The 26,061-nt window shown below is 58.2% G+C and carries 37 protein-coding genes; 35 read left to right on the top strand and 2 right to left on the bottom strand.

Features of this window, described 5'->3' with window-relative positions; translation table 11 throughout:
* Nucleotides 1–114 precede the first annotated feature (114 nt).
* The 8 genes from VGM18_05140 (at nt 115) to VGM18_05105 (ending at nt 6,012) form a co-directional block, all read left to right on the top strand.
* Nucleotides 115–1,236: a glycosyltransferase family 2 protein gene (locus VGM18_05140; protein HEY3972368.1), complete on the top strand. Its 1,122-nt coding sequence runs from the start codon at nt 115–117 to the stop codon at nt 1,234–1,236.
* Nucleotides 1,233–1,940 carry a hypothetical protein gene (locus VGM18_05135; protein HEY3972367.1) on the top strand — a complete coding sequence of 236 codons (708 nt, stop codon included), beginning with the start codon at nt 1,233–1,235 and terminating at the stop codon, nt 1,938–1,940. Before VGM18_05140 ends, VGM18_05135 begins: the two co-directional genes overlap by 4 nt.
* Before the next feature lie 169 nt (nt 1,941–2,109).
* Nucleotides 2,110–2,523 (top strand): 6-carboxytetrahydropterin synthase, encoded by a 414-nt coding sequence (locus VGM18_05130; protein HEY3972366.1) that lies wholly within the window; start codon nt 2,110–2,112, stop codon nt 2,521–2,523.
* Between the two features lie 73 nt (nt 2,524–2,596).
* Nucleotides 2,597–3,019, top strand: a complete 423-nt coding sequence (locus VGM18_05125; GenBank protein HEY3972365.1) for a 6-carboxytetrahydropterin synthase — start codon at nt 2,597–2,599, stop codon at nt 3,017–3,019.
* Nucleotides 3,020–3,117: 98 nt separating this feature from the next.
* Nucleotides 3,118–3,732, top strand: a complete 615-nt coding sequence (gene folE / locus VGM18_05120; GenBank protein HEY3972364.1) for a GTP cyclohydrolase I FolE — start codon at nt 3,118–3,120, stop codon at nt 3,730–3,732.
* A 137-nt stretch (nt 3,733–3,869) separates the two neighbouring features.
* A complete protein-coding gene (locus tag VGM18_05115; GenBank protein HEY3972363.1) occupies nt 3,870–4,403 on the top strand; it encodes a dihydrofolate reductase family protein in 534 nt (177 codons plus the stop codon).
* Nucleotides 4,404–4,478: 75 nt separating this feature from the next.
* The gene (locus VGM18_05110; GenBank protein ID HEY3972362.1) at nt 4,479–5,261 is read left to right on the top strand and encodes an SDR family oxidoreductase; all 783 of its coding nucleotides are present in this window, start codon (nt 4,479–4,481) and stop codon (nt 5,259–5,261) included.
* Between the two features lie 181 nt (nt 5,262–5,442).
* A complete protein-coding gene (locus VGM18_05105) occupies nt 5,443–6,012 on the top strand; it encodes a DinB family protein (GenBank protein ID HEY3972361.1) in 570 nt (189 codons plus the stop codon).
* 155 nt (nt 6,013–6,167) lie between these two features.
* Here the strand turns inward: VGM18_05105 and VGM18_05100 are convergent, their stop codons facing one another.
* On the bottom strand, nt 6,168–6,863 hold the full coding sequence (locus VGM18_05100) for a rhomboid family intramembrane serine protease (GenBank protein ID HEY3972360.1): 696 nt from the start codon (nt 6,861–6,863) through the stop codon (nt 6,168–6,170).
* A gap of 134 nt (nt 6,864–6,997) precedes the next feature.
* Here VGM18_05100 and truB point away from each other — a divergent pair, with 134 nt between their 5' ends.
* The 19 genes from truB to VGM18_05005 all read left to right on the top strand — a co-directional run bounded on the left by truB (nt 6,998) and on the right by VGM18_05005 (nt 21,212).
* Nucleotides 6,998–7,993 (top strand): tRNA pseudouridine(55) synthase TruB, encoded by a 996-nt coding sequence (truB, locus tag VGM18_05095; protein ID HEY3972359.1) that lies wholly within the window; start codon nt 6,998–7,000, stop codon nt 7,991–7,993.
* Nucleotides 7,994–8,399: 406 nt separating this feature from the next.
* Nucleotides 8,400–11,375 (top strand): Ig-like domain repeat protein, encoded by a 2,976-nt coding sequence (locus tag VGM18_05090; protein HEY3972358.1) that lies wholly within the window; start codon nt 8,400–8,402, stop codon nt 11,373–11,375.
* A 214-nt stretch (nt 11,376–11,589) separates the two neighbouring features.
* Complete coding sequence (locus VGM18_05085) at nt 11,590–12,300, top strand: glycosyltransferase family 2 protein (GenBank protein HEY3972357.1); 711 nt, start codon at nt 11,590–11,592, stop codon at nt 12,298–12,300.
* 132 nt (nt 12,301–12,432) lie between these two features.
* Nucleotides 12,433–12,936 carry a hypothetical protein gene (locus tag VGM18_05080; GenBank protein HEY3972356.1) on the top strand — a complete coding sequence of 168 codons (504 nt, stop codon included), beginning with the start codon at nt 12,433–12,435 and terminating at the stop codon, nt 12,934–12,936.
* Between the two features lie 249 nt (nt 12,937–13,185).
* Entirely contained in the window at nt 13,186–14,019 is an 834-nt protein-coding gene (locus VGM18_05075) for a hypothetical protein (protein ID HEY3972355.1), read from the top strand.
* Nucleotides 14,016–15,566, top strand: coding sequence for a hypothetical protein (locus tag VGM18_05070; protein HEY3972354.1), 1,551 nt, complete (start codon nt 14,016–14,018; stop codon nt 15,564–15,566). The genes VGM18_05075 and VGM18_05070 overlap by 4 nt, the downstream gene beginning before the upstream one ends.
* Before the next feature lie 45 nt (nt 15,567–15,611).
* Nucleotides 15,612–15,812: a hypothetical protein gene (locus VGM18_05065; GenBank protein HEY3972353.1), complete on the top strand. Its 201-nt coding sequence runs from the start codon at nt 15,612–15,614 to the stop codon at nt 15,810–15,812.
* A 68-nt stretch (nt 15,813–15,880) separates the two neighbouring features.
* Nucleotides 15,881–16,069 (top strand): hypothetical protein, encoded by a 189-nt coding sequence (locus VGM18_05060; GenBank protein HEY3972352.1) that lies wholly within the window; start codon nt 15,881–15,883, stop codon nt 16,067–16,069.
* A 1-nt stretch (nt 16,070) separates the two neighbouring features.
* Entirely contained in the window at nt 16,071–16,802 is a 732-nt protein-coding gene (locus VGM18_05055) for an HNH endonuclease signature motif containing protein (protein ID HEY3972351.1), read from the top strand.
* Nucleotides 16,803–16,815: 13 nt separating this feature from the next.
* Nucleotides 16,816–16,998: a hypothetical protein gene (locus VGM18_05050; GenBank protein ID HEY3972350.1), complete on the top strand. Its 183-nt coding sequence runs from the start codon at nt 16,816–16,818 to the stop codon at nt 16,996–16,998.
* A complete protein-coding gene (locus VGM18_05045; protein HEY3972349.1) occupies nt 16,995–17,285 on the top strand; it encodes a hypothetical protein in 291 nt (96 codons plus the stop codon). The genes VGM18_05050 and VGM18_05045 overlap by 4 nt, the downstream gene beginning before the upstream one ends.
* A 156-nt stretch (nt 17,286–17,441) precedes the next feature.
* On the top strand, nt 17,442–17,861 hold the full coding sequence (locus tag VGM18_05040; GenBank protein ID HEY3972348.1) for a hypothetical protein: 420 nt from the start codon (nt 17,442–17,444) through the stop codon (nt 17,859–17,861).
* Nucleotides 17,858–18,244 carry a hypothetical protein gene (locus VGM18_05035; GenBank protein ID HEY3972347.1) on the top strand — a complete coding sequence of 129 codons (387 nt, stop codon included), beginning with the start codon at nt 17,858–17,860 and terminating at the stop codon, nt 18,242–18,244. Before VGM18_05040 ends, VGM18_05035 begins: the two co-directional genes overlap by 4 nt.
* Nucleotides 18,241–18,672, top strand: coding sequence for a hypothetical protein (locus VGM18_05030; protein ID HEY3972346.1), 432 nt, complete (start codon nt 18,241–18,243; stop codon nt 18,670–18,672). The genes VGM18_05035 and VGM18_05030 overlap by 4 nt, the downstream gene beginning before the upstream one ends.
* Entirely contained in the window at nt 18,665–18,904 is a 240-nt protein-coding gene (locus VGM18_05025; protein ID HEY3972345.1) for a hypothetical protein, read from the top strand. Before VGM18_05030 ends, VGM18_05025 begins: the two co-directional genes overlap by 8 nt.
* Nucleotides 18,901–19,188, top strand: a complete 288-nt coding sequence (locus tag VGM18_05020; protein ID HEY3972344.1) for a hypothetical protein — start codon at nt 18,901–18,903, stop codon at nt 19,186–19,188. Before VGM18_05025 ends, VGM18_05020 begins: the two co-directional genes overlap by 4 nt.
* A gap of 95 nt (nt 19,189–19,283) precedes the next feature.
* A complete protein-coding gene (locus VGM18_05015; protein HEY3972343.1) occupies nt 19,284–19,439 on the top strand; it encodes a hypothetical protein in 156 nt (51 codons plus the stop codon).
* Nucleotides 19,440–19,804: 365 nt separating this feature from the next.
* Nucleotides 19,805–20,116, top strand: coding sequence for a hypothetical protein (locus VGM18_05010; protein ID HEY3972342.1), 312 nt, complete (start codon nt 19,805–19,807; stop codon nt 20,114–20,116).
* A complete protein-coding gene (locus VGM18_05005) occupies nt 20,103–21,212 on the top strand; it encodes a hypothetical protein (GenBank protein ID HEY3972341.1) in 1,110 nt (369 codons plus the stop codon). The genes VGM18_05010 and VGM18_05005 overlap by 14 nt, the downstream gene beginning before the upstream one ends.
* Here VGM18_05005 and VGM18_05000 read toward each other — a convergent pair.
* On the bottom strand, nt 21,156–21,596 hold the full coding sequence (locus tag VGM18_05000; GenBank protein ID HEY3972340.1) for a hypothetical protein: 441 nt from the start codon (nt 21,594–21,596) through the stop codon (nt 21,156–21,158). The two genes, VGM18_05005 and VGM18_05000, sit on opposite strands and share 57 nt — an antisense overlap.
* Before the next feature lie 295 nt (nt 21,597–21,891).
* Here VGM18_05000 and VGM18_04995 point away from each other — a divergent pair, with 295 nt between their 5' ends.
* From VGM18_04995 to VGM18_04960, 8 genes are all read left to right on the top strand, one after another.
* Nucleotides 21,892–22,218, top strand: coding sequence for a hypothetical protein (locus VGM18_04995; GenBank protein HEY3972339.1), 327 nt, complete (start codon nt 21,892–21,894; stop codon nt 22,216–22,218).
* Between the two features lie 7 nt (nt 22,219–22,225).
* Entirely contained in the window at nt 22,226–22,426 is a 201-nt protein-coding gene (locus tag VGM18_04990) for a hypothetical protein (protein ID HEY3972338.1), read from the top strand.
* On the top strand, nt 22,380–22,634 hold the full coding sequence (locus VGM18_04985) for a hypothetical protein (protein ID HEY3972337.1): 255 nt from the start codon (nt 22,380–22,382) through the stop codon (nt 22,632–22,634). Before VGM18_04990 ends, VGM18_04985 begins: the two co-directional genes overlap by 47 nt.
* Entirely contained in the window at nt 22,631–22,816 is a 186-nt protein-coding gene (locus tag VGM18_04980) for a hypothetical protein (protein HEY3972336.1), read from the top strand. Before VGM18_04985 ends, VGM18_04980 begins: the two co-directional genes overlap by 4 nt.
* Before the next feature lie 83 nt (nt 22,817–22,899).
* Complete coding sequence (locus tag VGM18_04975) at nt 22,900–23,232, top strand: HNH endonuclease signature motif containing protein (GenBank protein ID HEY3972335.1); 333 nt, start codon at nt 22,900–22,902, stop codon at nt 23,230–23,232.
* A gap of 96 nt (nt 23,233–23,328) precedes the next feature.
* On the top strand, nt 23,329–23,865 hold the full coding sequence (locus tag VGM18_04970) for a phage terminase small subunit P27 family (protein ID HEY3972334.1): 537 nt from the start codon (nt 23,329–23,331) through the stop codon (nt 23,863–23,865).
* Nucleotides 23,798–25,639, top strand: a complete 1,842-nt coding sequence (locus tag VGM18_04965; GenBank protein ID HEY3972333.1) for a terminase large subunit — start codon at nt 23,798–23,800, stop codon at nt 25,637–25,639. Before VGM18_04970 ends, VGM18_04965 begins: the two co-directional genes overlap by 68 nt.
* Nucleotides 25,636–25,899, top strand: a complete 264-nt coding sequence (locus VGM18_04960; GenBank protein HEY3972332.1) for a hypothetical protein — start codon at nt 25,636–25,638, stop codon at nt 25,897–25,899. The genes VGM18_04965 and VGM18_04960 overlap by 4 nt, the downstream gene beginning before the upstream one ends.
* The last annotated feature ends 162 nt before the right edge of the window (nt 25,900–26,061 follow it).

Genomic DNA, 26,061 nt, shown 5'->3' with positions numbered 1-26,061 from the left:
AGAGCGGCGCTTTAGCGCCGCGTCAATCGCAACACACGATTGGGCTTTAGCCCCCACGTTCCGCCGACTCGGTTTCGACTTGTGTGCTTAGAAAACAGATTTTCGATTCAATCTATGGCCGGAACGGAAATCGCTCCAGAACAACCGCTGGTATCCGTCATCGTGCCCGCGCGCAACGAGGAAGCCTCGCTCGCCGACTGCCTGCAATCGCTCACCACACAGTCCGGCGTGTCTTTTGAAATCATTGTGGTCGATGACCACTCCACCGACCGCACCCGCGAAATCGCGCAATCATTCGCAGGAGTCCAAGTCGTCGAAGCCGCCCCACTCCCCGACGGCTGGACCGGCAAAAACAACGCCGTCAACACCGGCGCCCGCCACGCGCGCGGCCGGTGGCTCCTGTTCACCGACGCCGATACCGTGCATCTCCCCGGCTCGATCGCCGCCGCGCTAAAAGAAGCGCAAGAGAACGATGCCGAACTGCTCTCCTATTCGCCGGAACAAATCGCCGTCACTTTCTGGGAGATGGCGACTCTTCCGGTAGTCTTCGCCGAACTCGCCCGCCGATATCCGCCGAAAAAAGTAAGCGATCCAAACTCACCCATCGCCGCCGCCAACGGCCAATACATCCTCGTCCGCCGCGAAACCTATGACGCCGTAGGAGGCCATGCCGCCGTTGCAAAAGACATCCTCGAAGACGTCGCTCTGGCTCACGCCGTAAAAAACTCAGGCCGCAAAATTCTTTTCCGCTACGCCGCCGACAAAGTCCGCACCCGCATGTATCGCAATTTCGCACAACTCCGCGAAGGCTGGACCAAGAACCTCGCGCTCCTTTTTCCCAATCCCGGGCGGCTCGCTGTGAGGACGCTAGTTTTATGGGCAATCCCGTGGGCGCTCCTCATGCTTCATGTCGGCGTCGCGAATCATTCATGGCCTTCTTGGTGGGACGAGGCCATCGTCGCCGCAATTCTTATGCTGACTCTGAGGCTCCGCCGCGCTAGCTTCACCTGGGACATGGAAGTTCTAGGCGCAATTTTCGGCATGCCCATGTTCGCCTACCTTCTGCTTCGTTCGAAAATCGCGCATGCCACTGGAAAAGTTTCCTGGAAGGGAAGAATCTACGGGCCGCCTGACCCTCCAGGAAAGGATCGGATTGATATCGATTCTGATTCTGCTAAAGATCGTTCCACCGCCGAACTCCCCGATCAGGCCATCGCCGCAGGACGACTGTCATGAAAGCAGCTCTCATGAAACTTGCCCTAATCGTTCTTCCCGTGATTTTCCTGCTCACATCATCCAGCCAGGCCGGGTGCCCCGTTTCTCGCGCGCCCTTTGCCTCGAAACCAGAAGCCGCCGCCAGGCAGAACTCCGGGCCCGGCTTCACCGAAACCACTATCGAGCCCGGCCTAAGCATCGGCCCCCTGAGACTCGGCGACTCCCGCGAACGCGCCCTCGAACTTTTCCCCAAGAAAGACGAAGACCAGGAGTGGACCGGCAGTTGCGGCGGCACGCTCGACTGGGTCGACTCCACCAACCGCACCGGCCGCGGCGACCTATTCATCCGCCTCAACAAGAAAGGCAAAGTTTTTCAAATCGAATCCGCCACCACGCGCTTTCACACCGCCGAAGGTATCACCACCTTCGACCATGCCGAGAAAGTCGCCGAAGCCTACAAGAACCTGACCGCCTACACACTCTTGACACCCCCCGTCCCGGCCTTGGGCGACCGCCCGCTCGTCTTCTGGATCGACAAGAAAAAGGGAATCGCCTTCGTCTTCGCCTACTATCCCAAAGAGCACAAGCGTTATCTCTATAAAATCGTCGTCTTCGAACCTAACAAAACTTTCTGTCCCGAGGAGGAAACCACCGCTTCGCCCAAGTGGCAATCCATTCGCCCCTATTCGCTCGAACCCCCAATCGAATTGGCTCCCAATCAATAGTGAGGGGTAACTGTTTTTTGCCGTTTTTCGTACACTGGACTTGCGAAGGCGCAGCTCCACTGTGGAATCGTCAAATTTTGATTGTTGATTGAAACTCCAAGACTTCGTGCTTTTTGTTTTCAATCGACAATCAAAAATCATCAATCGACAATCGCCTTTCTGGTTTTCTATGGTCTTCCTAACCCGCAAAGCCGAATTCTCCGCCTCGCACTACTACCACAATCCCGACTTCACTCCGGAAGAAAACCTCCGACTCTTCGGCAAATGCAACAACCCTTACGGTCACGGCCACAATTACACGCTGGAAGTTACGGTGAAAGGCGAAGTCGATCCCCGCTCCGGCTTCGTCGTCGATCTCAAACAGCTCAAAGAAATCATGCACCGCGAAGTTCTCGACGCCATGGACCACCGCTTCCTCAACAAAGAAGTCCCCGAATTCTTCACGCAGATTCCGACCACCGAAAATCTAGCCATCGCCATCTGGCAGCGCCTGGAACCGAAGCTCCAGCAAGCGCAACTACACCGCGTCCGCGTCTACGAAACCCCAGACCTGTTCGTAGATTTCTATGGAGAAGCCAGCTAGAAAAAACGAAGAGGGACAAGATGAACTGGAAAGCAAACGGCCAACGACTAACGACTAACGACTAACGATCGAAATGAAAGCCCACCTCACCCGCCGCTACCGCTTCTCCGCCTCCCACCGCCTCGACAGCGCGGCCATGTCGCTCGCCGAAAACCTCGCCACTTACGGCAAGTGCAACAACCCTCACGGACACGGTCACAATTACACACTTGAAGTCACCGTCAGCGGTCCCGTCGACCGCTCCACCGGCATGGTTTGCAATCTCGTCGATCTCGACGGATTCGTCGAAAGGGAAGTGATCTCCCGCTATGATCTCGAGAATTTGAACATGCAGACAGAATTCGCCCAACTCGTGCCCACCACGGAAAATCTCTCCATCGAAATCTTCGAAATATTGCAGCGCGGCTTCCACAACGCGCATCTGGAAAGAGTGAAACTGGAAGAGACTATGATGAACAGCTTCGAATACTGCGGAGAAAATAAATTGCGGCATTAGCCGTGTCATCCTGAGGCGCGTCCTTTGCGCCGAAGAGCCTGCCCTGAGCGAAGTCGAAGGGACCTATGCAATTCCGGAAAGCTGAGCACACTTAAACTATGAAGCCAGCCACGACTCAACCCACAATCGAACCTCCCACCCTCACCAGCGCCACCTTCGAAGATCTCGTCCACGAAATGCTCGTCCGTCTCGGCGAAGATCCCGATCGCGAAGGCCTCAACGCCACACCCGAACGCGTTCACAAAGCCATGAAGTTCCTGACCAAGGGCTACCAACAAGATCCCGACACCTTGCTCAAAGGCGCGCTCTTCACCGTGAGCTACGACGAAATGGTCATCGTCAAAGACATCGAGATGTTCAGCCTGTGCGAACACCACCTGCTGCCCTTTTTCGGCAAAGTTCACGTCGCCTACATTCCCAACGGACGCGTCATCGGGCTCAGCAAAATTCCGCGCCTCATCGAACTGTTCTCGCGTCGCCTGCAAATTCAGGAGCGCCTCACTACCCAGATCGCCGAAACCATTCAGAAAGTCATCGAACCGCAAGGCGTCGGTGTCGTCATCGAAGCCCGCCACCTCTGCATGATGATGCGCGGCGTCGAAAAACAGCACTCCGCCGCCGTCACGTCTTCGATGCTGGGCTGTTTCCGCAATGAAGAAGAAACCCGCTCCGAATTCCTCTCCCTGATCCGCCAGCGCCCCAACGGCATGTAATGGTGTCGGTGGAAGGGTCAAGCTCCATCGACGCGTCACGAGAGCAGTGGAAGAGCGGCCCTTTAGGGCCGCGTAAAGAAAATAGATAGAATGATGCGGGCTTTAGCCCCTGGGGTCACTTGGAGAAGGATTCCCCTATGCTTTGCTCTGTCTTCATCGGCACCAGCGTCGACGGCTTCATCGCCCGTCCCAACGACGCACTTGACTTTCTGCCGCCCGGCGGCGGCGAACCGCACGGCTATACCGAGTTCTTCGCCAGCCTCGACGCCATCGTCGTCGGCCGCAGAACCTTCGAGACCGTTCTCGCCTTTCCCGAATGGCCCTACGGTAATAAACGCGTCGTAGTCCTCAGCTCGAACCCCATCAATTTTTCCGGAGTGCGCGGAGGCGTAGTCGAACCGGTTGTCGAGCAAATGTCCGGGCCTCCCTCCGAGATCGTAGCTAAACTCGCCGCTAGCGGCATCCATCATGTCTACATCGACGGAGGCGTTACCATTCAACAATTCCTCCGCGCCGGTTTCATCCACCGCTTGATCATCACCCGCGTCCCAGTTCTCATCGGCCAAGGCATCCCTCTCTTCGGTACCCTGCTGCATGACGTGAGGCTCCGCCACATCCGCACCCAGTCCTATCCCAGCGGGCTGGTACAAACCGAATACGAAATTGCCTGACTGAGCTGCGGTTGCCCCATCCTTCTCGCGTTCTCTGCGAGAGGATGGGGATTTTGAGCTCACCGAGTCGGGACAATGTTGGGCCCTGCGTTAAGATGTGTCGACCCACGGAGGCTCACAATTCCGACGAAGCGCACTCCACCTAAGCCCCTTCGGGGCCAGGTCGCCCTCATCACCGGCGCGACTCGCGGCATCGGACTTGCCATCGCTCGCGCCCTCGCTGCCGAAGGCTGCAATCTGATGCTTGCCGCCCGCGATGAAGCCGCTCTCGCCAAAATCAACAGAGAAGTGGCGCGCAAGAAAATAAAAGTCCGCACTCAGGCGTGCGATGTCCGCGACCCGCACTCCGTCGAGGCACTCTTCCGCGCCGCACGCCGCCAATTCCAGCGCCTTGATATTCTCATCAACAACGCCGGCATCGCGCACCCCAATCTTCCAGTCGAGAAACTCCCATATCCCGTCTGGAAAGATGTCCTCGCCACCAATCTCGACGGCACATTCCTGGTCACGCAGGCCGCGCTCGCGATGATGAAATGCGGATCCGCAGTCGTGAACAATCTCTCTATCGCTGCCACTCGCGTTTTCCCAGGCTCCGCCGCCTATAACGCCTCGAAGCATGCCGCCCTCGGCCTTACCAACACTCTGCGCGAAGAACTTCGTCCGCGCGGCATCCGCGTCATCGCCCTTCTTCCCGGCGCCACCAACACCGACATCTGGACGACTCTCTGGCCCCAAGCCCCCCGCAAGAAAATGCTCGATCCCGAAACCGTCGCGCAAGCGGTAGTCCAAGCCATCCTGCTACCCGAAAATGCAACGATGGAAAATCTGGAAATCCGTCCCACAGGCGGAACCTTATAGGTGATCAACAACGCACTCAAAAGTAGCGCCGGCGTCCCGCCGGCTGTCCCGAGCGCGTCCTCGCCCTCGGCCGCAAAGGCGCATGCCTCCCTCGCTTTTTACAACTGCTCTTGGCTCGCCTTTCCTCCCACCCCAACTCCAGCTACAATTACCCCGCTCATTTCCCCTGGAGGAAATCTCAATGATGAAACCGTTTCTAGCTGTAGCCCTGTTCGCCGCGATCCTGTCTTTCCCGGCGCATGCGCAAGACGCCATGAAGAAAGACACAGCCGTCAAACCGCCCGATCCTCCGTCCAAAGTCGTCCTCGATTCCTGGAACGACATCGGACGCAAGCTCATCGCGATGGCCGAAGATTTTCCCGAAGACAAGTATGACTTCAAGCCCACGCCCGCGCAGCGCAGCTTTGCCCAGCAACTGCTGCACATGGCCGGCGCCAACTACTACTTCACGAATCCGACGATGGGCAACAACGAGAAAGTCGATGAAAATCCCAGCCGTGACCGATACAAGACCAAAGCCGACATCGTCGCCTTCGTAAAAAAGTCTTTCGCCGACGGCGCCGCCGCCATCAAGGCCAAAGGCGACAAAGGCTTGTCCGACCTTGTGGTCGATCCGTTTGCCCATCAGCAAGTCCGCGTGATCGATTGGGCTTACGGCTTCGTCGAACACTGTGGCGAGCACTACGGCCAACTCGCCGTCTACTACCGCCTGGCAGGCCTGGTCCCGCCCGAGTCGCGACCGAAGAAGTAAGCACCCAAGAAGTAAGAAGTTGAAGCAGGAAAAAGAGGATTGTCATCCTGAGCGAGGATTGAGGCTCCGCTAAAAGCGGAGCCTCAACACAGTCGAAGGATCTCTACTCTGCCTGAGGCCCAAGTTTGAAGGGGATTCTTGGTGCAGGCAAAGAGCTACCGATACGCATACGGCGTTCGTCGCGCCCGCTCCGGAAACAACTTAACCATCACCATCCCGGCCACAAATCCTCCAACGTGCGCCCACACCGCAACGCCTCCCATATCTCCCCGATGCGCCATGGACAGGGTCTCCGCCCCGGAAAGAAACTGCAACACAAACCACTCGCCCAACACCACCCAGGCCGGCAGATACATGACGAACACAAAGAACCACGTCAGCACCCGGGCCCGTGGATAGACCAGAAAGTAAGCTCCCAGAATCCCCGCAATCGCCCCGCTGGCCCCCACCGTCGGCAGGGTCGAGTGGGGATAAATCGCCACCTGCGCGCTCATCGCAATCAATCCGCACAACAAGTAAAACAGCAGGTACGAAAAGTGCCCCAGATAATCTTCAACGTTGTCGCCAAAAATAAACAGAAACCACATATTGCCCAGTACGTGCATCCAGCCCGCATGCACAAACATCGACGTCAGAAAAGTAAGGGCCACCGCGCCCACGGAATATTTCGGCGACCCCGCCAGCGCCAGCGCCAGATGGTTGGGCACCACCCCAAACTGCCGCGCAAACAGTTCGTAACTCTGCGGGTCCAGCAGGGATTGAAACAGATAAACCAGAATATTCAGCGCGATCAAAAAGTAGTTCACAAACGGTGTGCTGTAGCTCGGCTGATCGTCTTTGATAGGAAACATATCGGGAATTTAGTAATTTGGTAATTTGTAATTGGGAAATTGAAAAACCTGACAGGTCTCCGCCGCCATTCGCGAAAAGGCTTCGGGATGTTCAATTACCAAATTACTCAATCACTAAATTACCAAATTTCCTGATGAATGCCGTCCTCATCATCGACAAGCCCGCCGGACTCACCTCGCACGACGTGGTCAACCGGGCTCGCCGCATTTTGCACGAACGCTCCATCGGCCATCTCGGCACCCTCGATCCCCTGGCCACCGGCGTGCTTCCACTGGTTACCGGCAATCTCACCCGCATCGCGCAGTTCTACACTGCGTCCGAAAAAACCTACGAAGGCGTCATCCGCTTCGGATTCGCCACCGACACCTACGACGCCGCGGGCGAACCCACCACGACTCCGCAAGAAATTCACCTCGACGCGGGCCAGATTGAGTCACTCGCCGGCCGCTTCCGCGGTGTGATCGAACAAATTCCACCCCCATTTTCCGCCAAGAAAATAAAAGGCGTTCCTGCCTACAAACTGGCACGCCGGCAAAAAGAAGTCGTCCTGCAACCGGTGCAAGTCGAAATCAAAGAATTCGCGATCCTCGCCGTCGACTCCGATCGCGTCCATTTCCGCGCCCGAGTAGCCTCCGGCACCTACATGCGCTCCGTCGCTCACGACATGGGCAGGGAATTGGCCTGCGGCGCCCACCTCGAATCCCTCCGCCGCACCGCCGTCGCCGAGTTCACCCTCGAAGATGCCCACACCCTCGAAGAACTCGCCCAACTCTCAAATCAGTGTCATCCCGGCCGAAGCTCTGCTCCCCCACAGGGAGAGCAAAGCGCAGTCGAACGACCTCCGGTTGAGGCCGCCTCAAACGTGATCTCTTCAAATCTGCTCTCCTCGAACCCAACCTCGCCAGAGCTGGAGTCTTTCTTCATCCACCCCCGCAAACTCCTGCCCAACTTTCCCTCCGTCACCGCCGACGACTCGGCCGCCGCCTTCATCCGCAGCGGACGCACCGTCAACCTCCCCGACTTCTCACGTGCTCCTCAGGTTAAGGTCTTTACCGGCCAGCGCACCATCATCGCCATCGCCACCCGCATCGCCGGCACGTTATTCCACCCCAAAATCGTCCTGGCATAGCCAAGTAAATGTACGACGGACACTCCTGTCCGTCGTTTTTTGCTTTGCCTTTGCCTCTACCCTTGCCCTCGCTTTCTCAACGATTCACGAGCCCTTAATAATTTTCCCGCAACTTACCCGCACTCCCGGGGTTGTCAGCATCCAGCGGGTCGATAACTCAAGAGTTAGCCGTCTCTTGGATTACCCAGTCCGGCCTTCGAAGGAGAGTCCGGATAAGCGCCACAAATGCGCGTATAGCTCTGGCCAGCTTTTCATGCTAAGCTCTGCCTGCCATTTCGTGACCCTCCCCGTGCAAGTTTTCAGTCCGCAGCTTTAGTTCGCAGGGCCGCCCTTGGCCCTGAATATACGAACGCCTTATCGGAAGAACGACCCGGGCCCCGTCCGAATTGTCCGAGGAGGGTCTGCCATGACCTGCAACGCTTTCGCTCCTGCCCGCATTTTCACCATTGTCACCATACTCCACGCATCGATCATGATTCTGGCTCCCACACCGCAAGCCCAGCAAAGCGATGCAGCCCGAGCATCGGCAACGCGCTCACTCGCAGGGCGTCAACTCGTCGCGGCTCCAGCGACTTTAAATTCAAAAACCGTGACCGCATCTGGCTTCCGAAAACAGAAACCGAACTCCGGTTCAACCCTTCCTCGAACCGTCAGCTTCCTGGCGCCGGCATCGTACAGCACCGGCGGCTCCGGGGCGTCGTCGGTAGCCGTGGCGGACTTGACCGGCGATGGCACGCTGGACGTGGTTGTCACAAACCAGTTCGACGGCACCGTAGGTGTGTTGCTCGGTAATGGAGATGGTACGCTCCGGAACGTTGTCGTTTACAGCGTAGGCGGCGGGGCTTCATCGATAACCATCGCAGATGTGAATGGGGATCATAAGCCGGATTTGATCGTCGTCGGCGACGAGGAGGCGATTACGGTTGCAGTACTTCTGGCCAACGGCGACGGAACATTTCAACCTGCGGTCACTTACTCATCCGGCGGCTACGGTTACGCCGAACCTTCGCAAATCCTCGTAGCGGACGTGAATCTCGACGGCAAGCCGGACTTGGTTTTGACGAACCAGTGCGCCGACAGTGCGTGCATGAATGGATCGGTTAGCGTGCTTTTAGGCAATGGCAACGGCACGTTCCAACCGGCGGTCTCCTACTCATCCGGCGGTTACCTTGCTTCCGGTCTGGCGCTGGCTGATTTTAATGGCGATGGCATTCCTGACCTGGCAGTAACCAATTGCGGTAGCATCGGCGCGACCAACTGTGCACCGGAAACGGGAACAACTGGAAACGGGACGATTGGCGTCCTCTTGGGCAAGGGCGATGGGACTTTTCAGGCCGCCGTTGACTACAGCTCCGGAGCCCAGGAGTTCTTTTTTACGAGGATCGCCGTCGCAGACGTAAACGGGGATGGCAAACCTGATCTGTTGGTTGCAAATGAAGGCGGCGACAATGGCAACGGTGAGGGTTCGGCCGGAGTGCTCTTGGGGAATGGCGACGGAACTTTTCAGCCAGTTGTGACTTATGATTCGGGCGGGGATTGGGCCAATTCGATATTGGTCGCAGATTTGAACGAGGATGGCGTTGCCGACTTGGTGCTGACCGACTTCAGTGGGACGATAGGCGTCTTGCTGGGCAAGGGAGACGGAACCTTCCAAGCGGTGACAAGCTATGGAGCGGGTGGCGTCAACCACAGCAACTCTGCTCTGGTCGCAGACCTGAATGGCGACAATATCCCGGACGTAGTTGTGCTGACCTGGGAACCGCTGGAAGTGCTGCTCGGCAATGGCGATGGAACCCTTCAGCAAGAAGAGAGTTTCAACCCCGGTGATGGCGGATTTGTCGGTGTAGGACCCGCATTTGCCATCGCCGACTTGAACGGGGACGGCATGCCGGACTTGCTGACAGTCAGCAGCGGCACATTGGGTGTGCTGATCAATAACACCAACGCCTCACGGTTCTCGACCGCTTCCACAGTGGCCTCATCGCTTAACCCATCCACCTACGGTCAGTCCGTCATCTTCACCGCGACGGTCACCTCAACTTCAGGCACACCCACCGGAACTGTCATCTTCTACAACGGCACAGCCAACATCGGTAGCGGCACCCTCGCCAACGGCAAAGCCTCAATCGCGGTTTCATCGCTGCCCGCAGGCTCCCACTCCATCACCGCGGCATATCAGGGCTCCTCGACTTTTGCACCCAGCACCTCGTCTCCCGTCGCTCAAACGGTCGCCCGAGCGGCCACCTCCACCACATTGGCTTCATCGCTCAATCCCGCCGCAAACGGCCAATCCATCACCTTCACCGCAACCGTCACCAGTCAATACGGAGGCTTCGCCACCGGTTCAGTCACCTTCTACAACGGATCGCAATCCCTCGGCGCCGGCTCGCTCAGCAACAATCGCGCCACGCTTACGACATCGTTCGCGACCGCGGGCGCCTACACCATCACCGCAAAATATACGGGCGACACCAACAATACCGGCAGCGCCTCCAGCGCTCTGATCCAGACCATCATCACGTCCACCACAACCACCCTTTCCTCGTCTCCGAACCCGTCGCTGGCCGGCCAAACCGTAACCTTCACCGCCACGGTAAGCTCAAGCACCGGACCTCCGCCCAACGGCGAGTCCATCACTTTCTACAACGGATCCGCCATCCTCGGCGTCGGCTCACTTGCCGGCGGAGTGGCCAACTTCGCAACCTCATCGCTTGCCGCCGGAATCTACTTCGTCACAGCCACCTACCCAGGAGATTCCACCTTCGCCGGCAGCACCTCGCCCGCACTCCGCCAGGTCGTGAATTCCACCACCAAGTCCGCCACCTCAACCACTCTCACCTCCAGCCTCAACCCGTCCACCTACGGTCAAAGCGTCACCTTCACCGCGGTCGTCACCACCACAGGGTCGCTTCCTCCCACTGGCACCGTCATCTTCACTTGGTCCGGTTACAACATTGGCAGCGCTACCCTGAACAGCAGCGGCGTAGCCACTCTCACCAAAACCAATCTCAACGCCGACACCTATCCCCTTACCGCCATATACAAAGGCGACGCCAACAACCTCGGTAGTACATCCGCGATTGTGAATCAGGTTGTCCAGCAGGCAACCAGCAGCGCTATGCTGACGTCGTCGCCGAATCCATCTAACGTCGGCCAAGCCGTCACCTTCACCGCAACCATTACATCCCTCACGGCCAAGCCCACGGGGCCGGTAACTTTCTCAGCAGGGAAGACGATTCTGGGGACCGTTAATCTCAGCAATGAGAAAGCCACTCTCACAACTTCATCGCTGTCCTCAGGCTCAACCGTCGTCACCGCCGCCTACAACGGAGACTCAAACATCGGGAAATCTTCCGCCTCGGTCACTCAAACAGTCCACTAATTCCTTCCGGGTGCCCCACTTCTCTCGCGCGCTCTTTGCGCGAGAAGTGGGGGCGCTCAACCGCTGATTTGTCATTCCGAGCGATGCCCGCCGGCAAGCGGAGCGCGACGGCGTGCGCAGTCGGGGTACCTGTTTTTTCTTTCCGAAACGATACGCCTCTCCGCCGTCCCTCCCTTGACCCCAACTCCCGTCCCCTTTACTGTTCCTCTATCCCATGAAACTCTCTGTGGTGATGCCCGTCTACAACGAGGAGGCAACTCTCCGGGAAGTCATTGCCCGAGTCATTGCCGTACCGCTTCAGACAAGCATGGAGATCGAACTCATCTGCGTCGACGACGGCTCGACCGACAGCTCCCGCGAAGTTCTTTCCACTCTGCAATCAACTTATCCCCAACTTCAGGTGCTTCTTCAGCCCAAGAACACAGGCAAGGGCGCAGCCCTCCGCCGCGGCATTCAGCAAGCCACCGGAGACTTCATCATCATTCAGGATGCCGACCTCGAGTACGATCCCTCCGACTATCCCGCGCTCCTTCACCCGCTGCTCGAGGGCAAAGCCGACGTCGTCTACGGCTCCCGCTTCCTCGGCTCGGGGCCGCACCGCGTTCTCTACTTCTGGCACTCCGTCGCCAATAAGATCCTCACGCTCATCTCCAACGCCCTCACCAACATGAACCTCACCGATATGGAGACCTGCTACAAAATCTTCCGCCGCGAAATTCTGCAATCGATTCCCCTCGAAGAAGATCGCTTCGGCTTCGAACCAGAAATCACCGTAAAAATCGCGAAACGCCGCCTCCGTGTCTACGAAGTCGGCATCAGCTATTGGGGGCGCACCTACGAAGAAGGGAAAAAGATCACCTGGAAGGATGGCGCACGCGCCCTCTTCTGTCTGCTGAAGTACACTGTCACCGAATCGCAGAAATGATCCCAGAATGGTCCGCACGCAGTACAAAGTTGCGTCCGGGGATCTAACGTCCGATAAGAAGTATTCTGTTAAGCCTGTTCCGGACCGCAAACCCTCAGTCTCCGTTCCCAGCAATTCCGACCAGGTGGCCGCATGAACCGCCGCCTGCTGCTGCCCGGTCCGCTCTTCGTCCGCGTCGCCATCTGGCTGTTTGTCTTTGCCCTCTCGCCGCTGCCGGCGCCGGTCGCTCAGCTTTCTTTCCAACTCGAAGTCCTGGGGCGTACAACGGTTGCCGCGCTTCCCCCAAGGAGCGCGCCCGTGGAGGCTCAGCACTTAACCGAGAAAGAACACACTCAGAGAATTCTGCTGTACCTGGAACACGCCGAGAAAAAAGAAATCGATCCATGGCTGCGTGACGATATCCGCATCGCCTGGATCACTACGCTGGAAGCCTCACGCGGCAATTCTCAGCCGCATGTAGACGCGACCTACCGCGTGCTGGGCGTTCACCCCGATCAGGTCTGGACGCGCATCGTAGCGCGCCGGAAAGCGCTTCTGGGCAGCGAATACGAAGATTTCTTCGGCGGAGTTTCTTCGCCGAAAAAGCCGGTTCGATCGGTCAGTTTGGGAGAGCTGAGGGGGCGACGAACCGCCTGAAAAGCGAACGGCGCGGATCAGCACTCCGCGCCGCTTTGATGCAGTGTCTCAACCGCCATGGTCTCGACAGCGACAGCATATCCCAAATCGGCCAGTTCGCAAAGTGGAAACCGCGACGTTTTCACGGAGCAAAAGATTCGCGCGCTTTTGCTGTCACTGCCCTGTAAACCACGCCTTCGGCTGAGCGCCTTTTGCGTCTGGGAAGCATCGACCAGTCCAACCGGCACCGAGATTCGCTGCTTCAAAACCATGAAGGCATACGCTAAGCGCGCCGGAGTCTGCGAGCGCACCATGCGGTCTCATATGCGGCAACTGGAGCGGCTTTTCGGCACCTGCGAGGTCCACGTGGACGGGCCTGACCCTTATTGCGAGCAATGCCGCAGCGTTGCCTTATTTCAGTTGGATCGACGTCACAACACGATTCGCCGGCCGTCGACTCACAAGCTCAACACCGACCGGCTCGTCCGGCCGCGGCGGGATGATGGATTGTGTCCGGCATGTGGGCATAGTCACCAAGGTTCGAACGTGTGCGGCTGTGAATTGCAGAGCCGGCACTCTTATAAACGCCGCTGCCGCTGCGAAGCGCAATACGAGACGAACGTTACCCCGATCCGCAAGCCGTCGCAGGCCGCGTCGTCGGATCCCCAGCCGCCAGCAGCAGCAGCTCCGCCGGAGGCTGATGCCGCCCATGATCAATCTCAGCGCCGCATCACGCGCGACGAACGCTTCGCGCTGTTCAGCGCCTATATCGCTCTCAAGAAATCGGGGATGGCGCACGATGCCGCGATCGGAGAAGTGCACCGGCAATTCAAGGGGCGCTACTCCGGCGATGATATCGACTTCGCAGTGAAGATCGCCGGCCCGAAACAAGAGCATCGGCAGGAACGCGCGCGGGAACAAATGCAGGCTACCGACGCGCAAGCGTGGCAACGCCTGAGCCGCGCCATCATCAACGCGCGCGAGGCCTCGGTTGGGTCGGGTCTTAGTGGCGAAGACATTTTTGCGCGGGCCTGCCGTTTTGCCGGCATAAGCGTAGAGCGCGGAAACGAGCTGTGGGAGCGGAATGCGGAGGAAGGCTCATGACAGCCAAAGAACATGGCGTTTTGCTCGGCTACAAAGTTGGCAGCGGAGAGCCGGTGACGATTCCTCTGCGCCATCTCTGCGTGACCGGGCAAACGCAAGAAGCCGGGAAAACGACGGCGCTCGAAGCGCTGATTGCGCGCAGCGGCAAAAAGGCGATCGCCTTTGTCACCAAGCGTGGCGAGAAGAGCTTCGAGAGCGGCCGCAAAATTCCTCCCTACTTTCAGGAGCGCGTTGACTGGGAGTTTGTCGAGTCCATCCTCGAAGCGATCATGCGCCAGAAAATGAAGTTCGAGCGTGCCTGGATCGTGCGCGCAACGCGCGGCGCGCACACTCTTGCCGACGTCCGGCTCAACGTCGCCACGGCGATGGAGAAGGCGAAGCGCGGTCTGGATGCCGATGTCTACATGATGCTGGGCGAGTACCTGGATAAGATTCTGCCGCTGCTGGCGCGGCTTCCCAAGGCCGATCGCATCGATCTGCAGCCTGGGCTGAATGTGATGGACTTGCGGCAATATCCGGAAGAACTTCAGATGCTGATCGTTTCTTCCAGCGTCCGCTGGGTGCATCAGCGAGAAGACGAAGTAATTACGGTTCTGCCGGAGGCCTGGAAGTTTGCTCCGCAAGGCCGCAATACTCCGGTAATTGTCGAAGTGCGCAAGATCGCGCGCGAGGGCGCTGGACTCAAGAATTATCTCTGGATCGATTCCCAGGACATCGCCGGCGTGGAAAAAGAAATTCTGCGCGGCGCCGCGGTGTGGCTGCTGGGCGTGCAGCGCGAAGCCAATGAGATCGAGCGCGCGTTGAAGTCGATTCCCAAAGGCATCAAGCGTCCCGACGCCGGCGAGATCCCGCGGCTCGGCCTGGGCGAATTCTTTGCATGTTGGGGGCAGCACGTTGAAAAAGTGTATGTACAGCCGGCGTGGATGTATGCGGACGATGCCCGTTCGATCGCCATGGGCGAAGCTGACGCGCATAACTTTATCCGGATATCTCCGGCCAAAAGCGAGGATGAAAATATGGACTTCAAAGCCGCCTACGAGCAAGAAGCAGCAAGCCTCTCAGAAGCGCAGAAAACAATTCGCGAGCTGGAGACGAGGATCGCCGACTTAGAAGGGCTGATGCTCCGAAACAGCATGGCTCAAGAGCGGAAAGCTCCGGCGCCGGCCGCACGCGCGAATGAGCCCGCCAACGGCAACACCGTGAAGCGTTCCCCTGCCGACATCAACGGCGAAGTCGCGATGGCTCTGGAACGCAGAATTCCGGTGATCGATGTCAGTGTGCGCAAGTACGTGATTGAGGCCGACGACAGCACGCTCAAAGGACGCCTCGCCGTGCTGATCTCGCAGAACTTTTTCGATTCCGCGAAAACCGGAAACGCTGCCTACGTCGAGATGCAGCGCCGCGGATTCTCGACCGCGAAGCCGAATGTGTATCGCGAACTCGATAAGCTCGCGGAAATGGGCTTCCTGACGAAGGAAGGCACCGAAGGCTATCGCACCGTTTCCGGCATGAAGGTGAACGTGAAAGAGGTCCGCACCGTCGCCTGAAAAGTTTGTTCGTAAATCTCAACCGCCAATGGAGGAAACAACGTCATGGCCTCAGCAGCCTGCCGTCGCATTGCACCAGCGCCCGCGCTCACACTCGAAGTCCACACCGAACAAAACCCGCGCCCGGCCACGCTTCACCAGGTCTGCCGCGATTTAGAGCAGCTCTGCGAAATGGGCCTGCTGGAAGCCTTTCGCGATGAGTACAACATCGTGCGCTATCGGACTACGGGCGCCAAGCTCGTATGAATCCCGATCGCATAAGTTTGACTTCGACTTCGCCGACTGATCGTGGCCCGGTCGGCGTCGAGGACGGCGTGCAACGTTCCCCCGTCGTCGCCGTCCTCAATCTCCCGGTGGAAGACATGCGCTGGTGCGCTACCTGCGGCCGCGAGGAGTGCTTCGTCGCATTTCTGGAGGGAGCTGCCGGACGCATCGGCTCCTGCTTAGGATGCGGCGAGATTTCGTTTGTCCCATTCACGCGCGCGACGACGGAGGTTGCCTGAAATGGTGCGCGCGTGGACGCCTGCGGATTACTGGATGCTGCAAATGTTTTATCCACACATCTCGACGCCGGTGTTGGCGCGGCGACTCAACAGGACGGTGCCGGCGACATATGGCCAGGCGAAGAAACAGGGACTCTCCAAAAGCGCGATCTATCTAGCGAGTCCGGATGCGTGCCGCCTGCGTCGCGGTGACAAAGTGGGCATGGCTTTTCGTTTTAAAAAAGGCATCGTCCCCGCAAACAAGGGAAAGCGAATGCCCGGATGGGGACCGGGCAGGATGCGTGAGACGCAGTTCAAGAAAGGCCAGGTTCCGCGCAATGCGATGCCGCTGTGGAGCTTCCGCTGGTACCAAGGCGGCAGCGATGCGGCTCCTGGATATTTGCTGCTGAAAACCGGCAAGCCATGCCCGAAGCCGATCGATGGCTGGGAGTTTGTACACAAGCTGATCTGGGAACAAGCGAATGGTCCGCTTCCCGACTGGCGCATTGCGCGGCTTTGGTGGAAAGACGGCGATCACGCGAACTGCGCGCTGTCCAATCTCGAACTGGTTTCGGCACAGGAACACATGGCGCGGACGACGGTGCACACGCTGCCGGCGCCGCTGCCTCAACTCATCCAGCTGGCGGGCGCGCTTAAACGCAAAATCAATCGCAAGGAGAAACAGAGAAATGGCGAAGAATACGTTGAACGATCTGCGGGACCATCTGTTTGCCACGCTGGAAGCGCTGTCTGACGCAGAGAAGCCAATGGAGATCGAGCGCGCGAAGGCGATTTGCTCGACCGCGCAAACGATCATCGACTCGGCGCGCGTCGAAGTGAAGTACATCGAAGTGACTGGACGCGAAGAGAAATCGCAGAAGTTTTTCGCTGGCCAAGTCCCTGATGCGCCGATCACTTTTTCAAGTCGACGAGGCAACTTGCCGGCATGAACCGCGAACTCTTGAACCTCTCGCTCTTGCTGTGCGCCCTCGCCAAGGTCTTGCTCTACACCGGAGTGGGGCCGGGGATCGCGCTGATGGTCATTGCGGAATCAAAGCCTGTACGGCTCTACGTGTTTCGCTGGGCGAAGTATCTCGGGATGCCCGTGCTGGGCGGAACGCGCAAAGGCCAGTTCTGCAAAGTTCTAGTGCGCGGCGGACGCAACTCCTGCCTGGTCGAATTCCCGGACGGATTGCAGGTGGTGACGAGCCGCAATGCGTTAAGGAAAAGCAGTTGAGTTTGAAACCGGGGTTCCCCTTCAAAAAATGCAAGTCGGCGGGAACTGAGTCCTGGGCAACTAGGCCCGGAGCGGAAAAGGGACGACAGATGAACATGCAAACTCAGACGGCTATCGTTTGTTCGCACAAATGGATTGCAACTGGATGGTCTATTTTTGGGCAAGCAAATCAGTGGGTATGCATGTTTTGCCGAACACCGTGGATGCTTACAGGCAACCCTGGCCCCGCCCCACGGAAAGGAATGGAGGAACAACGGTGAGCGACACAGTTTCAATCGTCGGTCCCCGAAAAGACGGCTGGTGCTACGCATGGCACATGGGGTGGAAGACCTACCTGCATCCGCTGTTTATGGCGCAGTTGGCAGCGGCGGCGGCGTCTCGGAAAGGAATGGAGGAACAACGGTGACTTCTCACAAAGAGTTCTACGCCAACAACATATCGGACAAAGACCGGCTTCTTCTGGAAGAATTTCGCAAATTTGATGAGCGCCGCGCCCAGCGTGAGGCCGAGAAAAGAGGAGCGAAATTACTTTTGCCAAAAGCGAAGGCGGCGTCCCGGAAAGTGAGGCAGGCGTGAGCACAGACGAGGAAAATATTTCGGTCGAACTGACTGACCAGAATGAATTGCATTGCTTCAAGCTGATTTTCCGCGCGAAGCACGAGAACTTGGGCGAACGATTGCCGCTCGAAATTTTTCTGCACACGCGGCAAGCCTTTGACCTGTTCCACAAACTCGGACTGAAGCTGATGGATTATTTCTCGCTTCACTCGCTTGATCTGCTGAAGAAGTTGGGCGAGAGGGACGAGATGCGGCGATTGCTGGAAGCGGCATCGCATGGCCTCCGCAGTTATCAGTACGGGAATGCGGCGACCGATCCGGCAAAAGATATGGCTGACTCGATTGACCGTTTCCTAAACACAGGCGAGCCGCAAACGTTGGAAGGAAGGGCGGCACGATGAACGCCTTCGCTCTCCAACCCTTCGGACCGCCTGCCCCATGCGGTTTTCCGCGCTGCACGCTGACTGCATTTCACGATGGCGATCACCAGTTCCCTGCTCCCAAGCCCGGCCTGGTGCAGCCTAAGTTCGATCAGCATTGCGTCGTTTGCGGACAGCCCTTCACCGTCTACGCTCCACCCAACTTCCCGAAATATGAAGTGCATCGCACCTGTGGGAAGGAAGAATGTTTGCTTCATCTGGCTCGCCACGATGCGCAGCCAGTTCCACAAATGTGCCGCTGCCCACAGCGCGACTATCCGCACGAGCTGGCGATCCACACGCAACTCCGCAGTGAATCGTTCAATCCCGCGTTTCGCTATCGCTGGCCCTGGTCGCTAATGCTGTCGCTGCGCGAAGAGCCGAGCACGGAAAGGCGGCGGGATGCCTGACTCAACTCTCATCGCTAACGATTCCCTGATGGCCTACGCTCTGCGCACGTTTCGCAAGGCCTGCGCTTGCGGAGAGCAGGCCGTCGCGCTCTGCGATTGGCCGATGCCGAATAAGAAGTCAGGCCACTGCGACACGCCGATGTGCGATGCGCACCTGAAGATCACGCGCCAGGGCCTCTGTTTCTGCCCAGAACATCAGGCGCTTCCCAATCCCTTCGAGGTGGCTGCATGAAAGCGAGAACCGCGCATTGCAAATTCTGCGGTTGCACCGATCGCCGTAGCTGCGCGATCCCGATGCGCTACGAGCCGACTCCGGATGACCCCGGCCTGCTCGAATCGTTTGGCGACGAATATCCCATCGTTCTGATGCCGGCGGGAAGCGTCGCGGAGTTCACCACACCCTGCCATTGGATCGCTCCCGACATTTGCTCGGCGCCGGCATGCGTCGAAAAAGCCTATCGCGAACGCTGCGCCTGGATGGATGCGGTGATTGCTGCCGAGTTGGAGGCCGCATGACGCAGTACCTGGTCAATTGCGCGCTCGGTGTGCTCTGGATTTTGTGGATCGTATACCGGCTGATGAATTCCTAGCCGGAGAAAGGAGAAACTCTCATGCTGAAGAGACTTTGGAACGACGAGGCTGGTCAGGACATGGCCGAATACGCCGTGATGCTGGCCGTGATCCTTGTCATCGTCGTGGGCACGATCCGTCTGGTCGGATCGGACACCAACATGCTGTTCTCGCAGACTGTCAGCGCCATGCAGTGAATGAAGTTTCGGCCCTCTCCCGGAAAGGAGTTCTCTGTGACGCGAATGGAAACCGGAGTAACGCTGATCTTCGCTTTTGTCGGCGGAGTTTTCGCGGGGATTGGGCTATACGTGGTATTGGTAGTTGCGAAAGGGGCGGGCCTCGAATGAGCGCTAATAACTCGCCACGACATTTCGAGTGGACGTTTTCAACGCGAATCCGCGAACGTGATTGCCGGCGCTGCAAGGCCAGCACATCAGCTTTTTTGACAGACATGCGCACTGGCGTGCGCTATCCTTTTTGTTCCCGATGTTTTTTCACGGCCGTCAAGTCCGTTAGTGGACTTAGCTCGACAGTGCTCAATCTGACCGGAGGAGTTTCAAAGATGAAAAACGCAATCTATCGCCAAGGCGATGTTCTGATTCGGCGTATCCAGAGCCTGCCGACGCAAACGGCTCAACCGCGGCTGACCGGCATACTCGCCTACGGCGAAGTGACGGGACATGCTCACAAGATCGAGAACCTGAAAGTCGCCGAGGTTCTCGAGATCGAGAACGGTCTTTACCTGCGAGTAGGAGAAGAAGGCGTTCGCGTCGTCCATGAAGAGCACGCTGCGATCACTCTTCCGGCCGGCAACTACGAAGTCGAGATCCAGAAGGAATACACGCCGGCGGAGATCCGCAATGTCGCAGACTAGGCCACCCTCCGTTCTCGATCGCTATGTGGAAGCCTGCAACTATCCTGGCAGGCTCGATGAATCCGCGGTCGAATCGGAGCTGCGGCGCTATCTTCGGGCGCTCGGCGTGAAGCGGGAAATCGTGCGCCTTCGCGAAGGCTGGACTCTCGCGGAACATCCGCCGCTGGTGAAGTATGTAGGCGAGATCCTGGATAGGATCTCGACGGCCGCCCGCGACGCCCTCGACGCCCGCGACGCCCTCGACGCCCGCGACGCCCGCGCCGCCCGCGCCGCCCTCGATGCCCGCGACGCCCGCGCCGCCCTCGACGCCCGCGCCGCCCTCGACGCCCGCGCCGCCCTCGACGCCCTCGACATTCCGTTCCGCGGCGATGCAGCTTCGCTGCATCGCCTTGCAGCCTGGTGTATTCAAGTCGGCGGCTGGGGCTGGTGGAGATTCGAGTTGAGCTGGATCGCGTCGACTCACGTCGGCGCGCAACAGCTCAACTCTCCGAAGTCAGTACAGTCCTGGACTGAACCCATCTTTGAAGCTTTCCTCGCCGGCGCCTGGTTTCTTCATTGGACCGAAAGCACTCTGTACTGGGTTGCGAAGCCAGGGGTTCACGTAGAGGAGACTGCCAACGGCCGACGCCTGCATAATTCCGAGGCCGCCGCGATCCGCTCGGACATCGAGAACCTCTATTTCTGGCACGGCGTGATGGTGCCGGCATTCGCCGTGGTGAAGCCGGAGTGGATCACGCTCAAACACATCGCCGATGAGACGAACGCGGAAGTGCGCCGCGTATTCATCGATCGCTATGGGCTGACTCGCTATCTGATCGACAGCGGAGCCAAGAAGATTGCCGAGGACGAGTTCGGAGAACTCTATCGCGCCGAACTCGATGGTGACGAGCCGTTGGTGATGGTGAAGGTGATCAACTCAACTCCGGAGATGGATGGCAGCTCGAAGCCGTATTTCCTGCGCGTGCACCCGGAAATTAGGCCGCTGATGAACGCTGGCCTTGGCGATGAGCAGAAACCGACGCCGCTGAATGCTGTCGCGTCAACCTTCGGAATGACTGGCGAACAATATCTGAAGAGGCTCGTCGCTCAGACTTGATGTGACATAGCCCAGGGAGGTTTTCACCCCATCGCCTAGCGAAACTTCCAGCAGTTTGCGTTCGGCGTTCCACGTCGCATTTAGGCGTTCCCGACGCTTCGACTTCCACCCGATTGAGCGTAGAAACCTCCTCGCGGTGCAGCTGGCCTGAGAGTCGGCGCGGGTGAAGCTGAGTTTATAGGAGTCCTTCTCGCCCTCATCCGCGGCCAGAAGTGCGATCTTGCGCTTGTTCCGGTCCCACAGGAATTGCACCGCGCCCACTCCGACGCTTTTGGCCAGGTGCGAGGCCGTGGAATTTAGAACGATTCGCCCATCTGGCGTGATCGAAAGCGCTGGTCCTCCGCGTGAGCGCGTCTTTGGGCGTTCAAATATTTCGTAGGTCATAAAGTAGACTTTAGATTAGCACAGATATGAGACAGTAACAAACAACGTCTCCGCGAGGATGTATAGATGTATTGCCTCTCGGCGCGGCGACCCGTTCCAGCACGAACGTAACTTGCGCTGTCTCCCCCTCGGCGTTGATCCTGCATCCTGAACGGGCGGCGGACCAGTGACCCTAAGCGCCGCGTCTCTGACGCCCCGACTTCTTCGCTCGATCTGCCGCCTGCCTAGTTTCCAGGTACTCCCGCACCACGCCGGGAAGCCCCGTCACCCCCTTACCTGAAGTGTATCCAGCGCCATGAAAGTCGCCTTTTTAGATCACACCCAACTCCCTGGGGCTACGAAGCCTTCCGGGGGGTATCTCGATCGGATCGATGCCGATCGGCTCGTCAGCGAATTGATTGCGGAACGCATCTCGGCTAAAGTCATTCGAGCTTTTGCCCCTGGTTCCTCATTCCGCCGCCTGCCAGGCTCTATTCCCTCGCCGGGCAGGCTCGCTCTCGCACCGAAGGAAGTCGGAAATGTCCGCTTCGCGAACGTGCCCACGCGCGCCGGCCGCTATATTGCCGAGATGCACAAGCTCGCGCTCAAAGCTTTTAAATCGAACTTCCTCCGCACAGCCTGAGCCATGCGTGCCCAGCTTCATCGAACTGCTTGCTCTTTCCGACAGCGTTACTTTGCTTTCCCAACTGAAGGCTGCCCGGACGCCGATGATGCCGGAGAGGATCGAATTCCTGTCCTGGATGGCTTTGGTGATGTTCGACGGCTACGAAGTGTTCCCCGCCCATGACTCCACTCGAACAAAAAGCGCGCGATCGAGCGATCCGGAATAATCCGCGTCGCCTGCCGGAACGTTGGATCAAGGCTTACCTCGAACGGAAACCGGAACAGCTAGCAGAGGATGTGCTTCAGGTTTTTGACGAGAATTACAAACTTCGGCGCCACGTCGAGCGCGACCGCATCATCATTGCGGTCTTCACTTCGATCCTGACTGGCCTGTGCTGGGAAGGACTGAAGGCGCTAGTTCAATTCGTCCGATGAAACGCGTAAAACACATCGCGCTTAATGTTCCGATGGAGATGTGGTTCGAGCTGATCGACGCTGCGGCCGAATGCTACCAGAAGGACGAGCGTCGTGACTGCACTCCGGAATCCTTTGCCCTCGAAGCGATCCAGTCGGTCCTAGCGGATCGCCGATTGAACCGCATGGAGTTGGCTGGATGACAATTTTGATCCTCATCATGCCATGCCGCCGTCTCTCCGGTCCCGCTACTATTCGCGAGGGCTGAAGTGAAAGACGAAACTGCATGCCTCGACGTGCACCGATCGCAAAGCCACCACGGTTCGAATCGGCGAACGGCAGTCGCGAGCGGCGACGACGCGAAAGCGGACTTCGCCGGCTATACGACTCAGCGCAGTGGCGTGAGCGCACCAGGCCGTTCGTTCTCGAGCGTGACCCGATGTGCAAGATCGCGAAGCTTTGCGGCGGCAACGAGCCCAGCACCGACGTCGACCATGTCATCAAGGCTGCGGTCTATATTGCGCAGAACGGCGGCGACTGGCGCCGCTTCTATGACGTCTCAAACCTCCAGGGCGTCTGTAAGGCAGACCACACCGCGAAGACCGCGCGTGGGGGGTAGGGGGCTGATTTTCGCCAGCCGGCGAGGGCCTGCGACCGATGTGCAGTCACGCGCGCAATTCCGCAGCAAACGATTTTTTTTCAATTGGGGAAAAATATGGGCGCTAAGGGATCCGGTGGTCACAACAAAAAGCCATCGAAGCTCAAAGCGATCCAGGGCAACGCCGGCAAGCGCAAGATTAATCATCGCGAACCGAAGCCTACACCAGGCATCCCACTGATGCCGGCACACCTAGCGAAGGACCCAGTCGCAAAAGCGAAGTGGAAGGAGCTGGTGCCGATCTTGAATCGCATGGGCGTGCTGACAACCGCAGACGGTGACGGCCTGGCTGCTTACTGTGCGCTGTTCTCGCAGTGGGTCAAGTGTGAGGCCGCGATTCGGAAGCTTGGCATGTTCACCGCTGACGTCGATGAGACCAGTGGCCTAGCGAAGATCAAACAGAATCCAGCGGTGCGCGTGAAGGCAGATACGCTTCGCCTCATGCGTCAATTTGAAAACGAATTCGGCCTTACGCCAGCGGCGCGCTCAAATCTGAGCGTCGGCCAAGGTCGGGATCTCGAGCCAGATGTTAAAGCACAAGACGCACTTCAAAACTTCATCGACCGAAAGCCTGTTAGCGCGCGCACACAATAGCACGCCGGCAGTGGCGCGCTATTGTCTCGACGTCCTCACCGGTAACATCCCTGTCGGGCGCCTGGTCTTCCTCTCGGTCGAACGCCACGTCCGCGACCTGATTGAAGGCCAAAAGCGCGGACTGTGCTATGACGATGCAGCCGCGGCTTATGTCATCGAATTCTTTGAAAACTTCCTGGTCTTCGCGGAGGGCGAGCACGCCGGAAAGCCGTTCATTCCGTCGCCCTGGCAGCAATTTGTTCTTGCAATGTTGTTCGGCTGGAAGACGGCCGATGGCTTTCGCAGGTTCCGGACGGCCTATCTTGAGATCGGCAAGGGGAACGGCAAATCCCCGCTGGCGGCCGGAATTCTGCTCTTTATGCTCATCGCCGACGGCGAAGAGAGCGCGGAGATATACTCGGCCGCGGTCACGAAAGACCAGGCGAAGATTCTTTTCCGCGATGCGGAAAATATGCGGACCGCGTCGTCTTGGCTTCGCCAGAAGATCGCTGCCCACCGCAATAATCTCTCCGTTGCGTCGACCGCCTCATTTGCGCGGCCGATTTCTTCTGAGAAGCGCGGCCTTGATGGCAAGCGCGTCCACTGCGCTCTGATCGACGAACTGCATGAGCACCCGAGCGATGTTGTTGTGAACAAGATGCGCGCTGGCACTAAGGGGCGCCGGCAGGCACTCATCTTCATGATTACAAATTCGGGATTCGATCGCGAAACCGTCTGCTATTACCAGCATGAGTATTCGAGGAAGGTCCTCGATGCGATCATCGAGGCCGACGCGCACTTCGCCTATGTCTGCCACCTCGATGCCTGCGAAGAATGCCAGGCGAACGGCTACACCCAACCGAAAGAAGGCTGCAACAACTGCGACAGCTGGCTTGACCAGGACGTCTGGATCAAGGCCAATCCGAATCTGGGCGTCTCGATCGGGGTGAAGTATCTGGACGAGCAAGTACAGGAGGCCGTCGCGATGCCTTCTAAGGAAGGGATCGTCCGGCGTCTGAATCTTTGCTTCTGGACGCAGGGGGAGAAGCGCGCGATCGGCGCTGTTGCCTGGGCTCGCTGCAGCGGTCTGGCACGAGAAGAGGATCCTGTTGCCTGGCGTGCTCGCCAGTTCGAGCAACTACGCGGACGCAACTGCGGCGCCGGGATGGATCTGGGATCGACCGATGACATGACGTCCGTTGTCTATTTTTTCGATCGCCAGCCTGGTGTGGCAAAACCGATAGTTCTGCCGTTCTTTTACGCGCCGGAAGAGAGCGTAGCCCTCCGCACGCAGCGCGATCGAATCCCTTATGAGATGTGGCGACAGCTTGGCTTTCTGAAGGTCACTCCAGGCCAGGTGCGCGACGACGACTTTATCCGCAAGGATATTAACGACTGCGCGCGGCTCTTCAATGTGAAGGAACTGCGTTTCGATCCGCATCGCGTCCTATTGCTTTTGAACCAATTGCAAGGCGATGGATTCAGCGTGGAGAGCAACGCGCACCGGAATCGACTGGAAGGCCATCAGCAGGGCTTTATTTCGATGCACGACCCGACGAGTCGCGTTCTTACCATGATCAAGAATGGCGACTTCGAGCACGGCAACAACCCCGTACTGACCTGGATGGCGGATAACCTGGTCATCGTCGCCGACGCAGCCGGAAATCAGAAACCGGTGAAGCCCTCGAATCCAAGTTCTCCGAAAAAGATCGACGGCATGGTTGCTTTCATTCTAGCCACGGCAGCCATGGATGCCCATCCCGTCACCGCGCGGCCTCGAGTCCACGTCGTATGAGCGCAAAACCAGTCAGCATCAGCGATCTCGGCGGGCAGAACGAAAAGGACAAACTGCTCAAGGCCAAGCGGCGAAGCGAACTCCGCGACGATGTTCTTTACGTCGCTGGAGCGCTCCTGGTCACCGCGGGCGTCGGATTGCTCCGCATCAGCTGGGCCTTCATTGCTGCCGGATTTTTTTGCATGCTGTTGCCTCTCCTCCAGCTCGCGACAGGGTTCATTCGGGGTTTGAGGTCGATCCCTTCCGGGAGTCGAAGATGAACGAACCGATAGTTGAACAGCTCGGTGAAATGAATCCGTTAGGCCATGCGAGACTCACGTGCAAGATTTATCGCAATCCGGACGGGTCGCCCATCAAGAGTCCCGAGGCGATTAGGTTTCCTGCGCTTTCGCGCCGACAGCGTCGCGCCATCTCACGCCAGG

This window comes from Candidatus Sulfotelmatobacter sp., from assembly GCA_036500765.1.
GTDB lineage: Bacteria > Acidobacteriota > Terriglobia > Terriglobales > Acidobacteriaceae > Sulfotelmatobacter.
Note: the sequence above shows the minus strand (reverse complement) of the source record. Positions and strands in the feature narration are given on the sequence as shown.

Excerpts from the sequence above, each read along its gene's own strand:
- VGM18_05140 (HEY3972368.1), top strand. The coding sequence starts at position 115 with ATGGCCGGAACGGAAATCGCTCCAGAACAACCGCTGGTATCCGTCATC.
- VGM18_05135 (HEY3972367.1), top strand. The coding sequence starts at position 1,233 with ATGAAAGCAGCTCTCATGAAACTTGCCCTAATCGTTCTTCCCGTGATT.
- VGM18_05130 (HEY3972366.1), top strand. The coding sequence starts at position 2,110 with ATGGTCTTCCTAACCCGCAAAGCCGAATTCTCCGCCTCGCACTACTAC.
- VGM18_05125 (HEY3972365.1), top strand. The coding sequence starts at position 2,597 with ATGAAAGCCCACCTCACCCGCCGCTACCGCTTCTCCGCCTCCCACCGC.
- folE (HEY3972364.1), top strand. The coding sequence starts at position 3,118 with ATGAAGCCAGCCACGACTCAACCCACAATCGAACCTCCCACCCTCACC.
- VGM18_05115 (HEY3972363.1), top strand. The coding sequence starts at position 3,870 with ATGCTTTGCTCTGTCTTCATCGGCACCAGCGTCGACGGCTTCATCGCC.
- VGM18_05110 (HEY3972362.1), top strand. The coding sequence starts at position 4,479 with ATGTTGGGCCCTGCGTTAAGATGTGTCGACCCACGGAGGCTCACAATT.
- VGM18_05105 (HEY3972361.1), top strand. The coding sequence starts at position 5,443 with ATGATGAAACCGTTTCTAGCTGTAGCCCTGTTCGCCGCGATCCTGTCT.
- VGM18_05100 (HEY3972360.1), bottom strand. The coding sequence starts at position 6,863 with ATGTTTCCTATCAAAGACGATCAGCCGAGCTACAGCACACCGTTTGTG.
- truB (HEY3972359.1), top strand. The coding sequence starts at position 6,998 with ATGAATGCCGTCCTCATCATCGACAAGCCCGCCGGACTCACCTCGCAC.
- VGM18_05090 (HEY3972358.1), top strand. The coding sequence starts at position 8,400 with ATGACCTGCAACGCTTTCGCTCCTGCCCGCATTTTCACCATTGTCACC.
- VGM18_05085 (HEY3972357.1), top strand. The coding sequence starts at position 11,590 with ATGAAACTCTCTGTGGTGATGCCCGTCTACAACGAGGAGGCAACTCTC.
- VGM18_05080 (HEY3972356.1), top strand. The coding sequence starts at position 12,433 with ATGAACCGCCGCCTGCTGCTGCCCGGTCCGCTCTTCGTCCGCGTCGCC.
- VGM18_05075 (HEY3972355.1), top strand. The coding sequence starts at position 13,186 with ATGAAGGCATACGCTAAGCGCGCCGGAGTCTGCGAGCGCACCATGCGG.
- VGM18_05070 (HEY3972354.1), top strand. The coding sequence starts at position 14,016 with ATGACAGCCAAAGAACATGGCGTTTTGCTCGGCTACAAAGTTGGCAGC.
- VGM18_05065 (HEY3972353.1), top strand. The coding sequence starts at position 15,612 with ATGGCCTCAGCAGCCTGCCGTCGCATTGCACCAGCGCCCGCGCTCACA.
- VGM18_05055 (HEY3972351.1), top strand. The coding sequence starts at position 16,071 with ATGGTGCGCGCGTGGACGCCTGCGGATTACTGGATGCTGCAAATGTTT.
- VGM18_05050 (HEY3972350.1), top strand. The coding sequence starts at position 16,816 with ATGGAGATCGAGCGCGCGAAGGCGATTTGCTCGACCGCGCAAACGATC.
- VGM18_05045 (HEY3972349.1), top strand. The coding sequence starts at position 16,995 with ATGAACCGCGAACTCTTGAACCTCTCGCTCTTGCTGTGCGCCCTCGCC.
- VGM18_05030 (HEY3972346.1), top strand. The coding sequence starts at position 18,241 with ATGAACGCCTTCGCTCTCCAACCCTTCGGACCGCCTGCCCCATGCGGT.
- VGM18_05025 (HEY3972345.1), top strand. The coding sequence starts at position 18,665 with ATGCCTGACTCAACTCTCATCGCTAACGATTCCCTGATGGCCTACGCT.
- VGM18_05020 (HEY3972344.1), top strand. The coding sequence starts at position 18,901 with ATGAAAGCGAGAACCGCGCATTGCAAATTCTGCGGTTGCACCGATCGC.
- VGM18_05015 (HEY3972343.1), top strand. The coding sequence starts at position 19,284 with ATGCTGAAGAGACTTTGGAACGACGAGGCTGGTCAGGACATGGCCGAA.
- VGM18_05010 (HEY3972342.1), top strand. The coding sequence starts at position 19,805 with ATGAAAAACGCAATCTATCGCCAAGGCGATGTTCTGATTCGGCGTATC.
- VGM18_05005 (HEY3972341.1), top strand. The coding sequence starts at position 20,103 with ATGTCGCAGACTAGGCCACCCTCCGTTCTCGATCGCTATGTGGAAGCC.
- VGM18_05000 (HEY3972340.1), bottom strand. The coding sequence starts at position 21,596 with ATGACCTACGAAATATTTGAACGCCCAAAGACGCGCTCACGCGGAGGA.
- VGM18_04995 (HEY3972339.1), top strand. The coding sequence starts at position 21,892 with ATGAAAGTCGCCTTTTTAGATCACACCCAACTCCCTGGGGCTACGAAG.
- VGM18_04985 (HEY3972337.1), top strand. The coding sequence starts at position 22,380 with ATGACTCCACTCGAACAAAAAGCGCGCGATCGAGCGATCCGGAATAAT.
- VGM18_04980 (HEY3972336.1), top strand. The coding sequence starts at position 22,631 with ATGAAACGCGTAAAACACATCGCGCTTAATGTTCCGATGGAGATGTGG.
- VGM18_04975 (HEY3972335.1), top strand. The coding sequence starts at position 22,900 with ATGCCTCGACGTGCACCGATCGCAAAGCCACCACGGTTCGAATCGGCG.
- VGM18_04970 (HEY3972334.1), top strand. The coding sequence starts at position 23,329 with ATGGGCGCTAAGGGATCCGGTGGTCACAACAAAAAGCCATCGAAGCTC.
- VGM18_04965 (HEY3972333.1), top strand. The coding sequence starts at position 23,798 with ATGTTAAAGCACAAGACGCACTTCAAAACTTCATCGACCGAAAGCCTG.
- VGM18_04960 (HEY3972332.1), top strand. The coding sequence starts at position 25,636 with ATGAGCGCAAAACCAGTCAGCATCAGCGATCTCGGCGGGCAGAACGAA.